This is a genomic window from Rhodoferax sp. RT5P35 (genome assembly GCF_056521385.1).
The window spans coordinates 1-1,425 of record NZ_JBWMAX010000128.1 but is presented as its reverse complement, the minus strand read 5'-3'; the positions used below and the strand labels follow the sequence as shown (position 1 = coordinate 1,425).

3 protein-coding genes are annotated in these 1,425 nt (G+C 62.9%); 1 reads left to right on the top strand and 2 read right to left on the bottom strand.

Features of this window, described 5'->3' with window-relative positions; all coding sequences use genetic code 11:
* Window positions 1-213 (top strand): LysR substrate-binding domain-containing protein (locus AC097L_RS24265; protein WP_479589283.1); only part of this gene is annotated, 213 nt, incomplete at its 5' end.
* Between the two features lie 60 nt (window positions 214-273).
* Here the strand turns inward: AC097L_RS24265 and AC097L_RS24260 are convergent.
* Window positions 274-801, bottom strand: coding sequence for a PEP-CTERM sorting domain-containing protein (locus tag AC097L_RS24260; RefSeq protein WP_479589282.1), 528 nt, complete (start codon window positions 799-801; stop codon window positions 274-276).
* A gap of 86 nt (window positions 802-887) precedes the next feature.
* Window positions 888-1,425, bottom strand: a 538-nt coding sequence (locus AC097L_RS24255; RefSeq protein WP_479589281.1) for a TetR family transcriptional regulator, incomplete at its 5' end; no start/stop codon positions are given.

Below are 1,425 nucleotides of genomic sequence, written 5' to 3'. Positions count from 1 at the left end.
CTGGAGTGGGCGCAAAACGGCCTGGGCGTGGTGCTGGCCCACGATACCGTCGCCAACGACCTGATCCGCGCCGGGCGGCTGGTACGCCCACTGGCGTTTGCCCTGCCGATGAAGGAGGCCTACTACCTGATCGCCCCCGAGGGCAACCAAGCGCATCCGGCGGCGCAGGCGTTCAAGGGCTGGTTGTTGGGGGAGATGGGGGGGAAACTGTAGGTGCTATTGTTTTGGGAGCTGCTTGTGCTTATGGGATGGGCGCTGGCTGCCAATTTCCCATTATTTTGTGAACCCGACCTTAGGCTGCGGCTGCGTCCTCGACCGGGCCACTATGGCTCCGATGAGCGCCAGGGTCACCAGCGCCAGCGTGCCCGGCTCGGGCACTTCGTTGGCGAAAGAAAAGCGGCTGCTGCCGCCCTCGGCGAACCAGATCCGGTCGGTAGTTCCCTGTACGCTGAAGGCGAATAAACCGAGGTTGGTGCTGGAGGGGTTGAACTGGAACAGGAAGTCATCGGCATTGGCGGCAGAGGCGACCCCAAAGACGGTGGACGGCAGCGCGCCGATGGTGAAATTGCCGAATCCGAGTTCGGCCAGCGTGTAGGTGTGGCTGGCGATGGCCAGGTCTACAGATAGCAAGCTCTGGATCGGGTCGGTCAGGCTGTTGGCCTCCCAGGTGAAACTGCCGCTGATCGAAGAAACCGGCGCGCTGACCGACAAGGGGCTGGCCGTGAAGTTCATTGTCACCACGCCGGCTTGGGTGGCGATCGACGTGGTGAGCAAGGCCAGGGCAAGGAACAATGACCGCATGGGATAACTCCTGTGGGTATGAACCGCCAAATTGTCGGACAGTCCGCGCCAACGCTACTAGGGGTAACTGCTTACAGGCTGGAGGGCTAGGCCCTCACATACCGCAGCAGCATCTCCACCACATTGGCCCGCCGCTGGGCTACGGCTTCGGGGCTGTCCATGTCGCGCTGGAAAATGAGGGCGAAGGTGTGGCGGTTGGAGACGTTGAAGAAGCTCAGGGCGCTGATCGACATGTGCAGGTCCACCGGGTCCAGGCCGGGGCGGAACACGCCCGAAGCCACGCCGCGCTGGTAGACCGCCTTGATGCCGTCGATGGCGGTGGCGTTGCGCTGCTGGATGGTGGTGCTGCGGGCCAGGGAGGCACCGCGCTGGATGTTTTCGTTCATCACCAGGCGGATGAAGTCGGGGTGGGTGCGCTCGTAGTCCACGGTGAAGTTGACCAGGGTGCGCAGGGCCTCGATGGGCTCCAGGTCTTGCAGCTGCAGCTCGCTCTCGATCTTGCGGATGCGGCTGTAGGCATCTTCCAGCACCTTCAGGTACAAGGCTTCCTTGCTACCAAAGTAGTAGTAGATCATGCGCTTGCTGGTGCGCGTGGCTTCGGCGATCAGGTCGATGCGGGCCCCG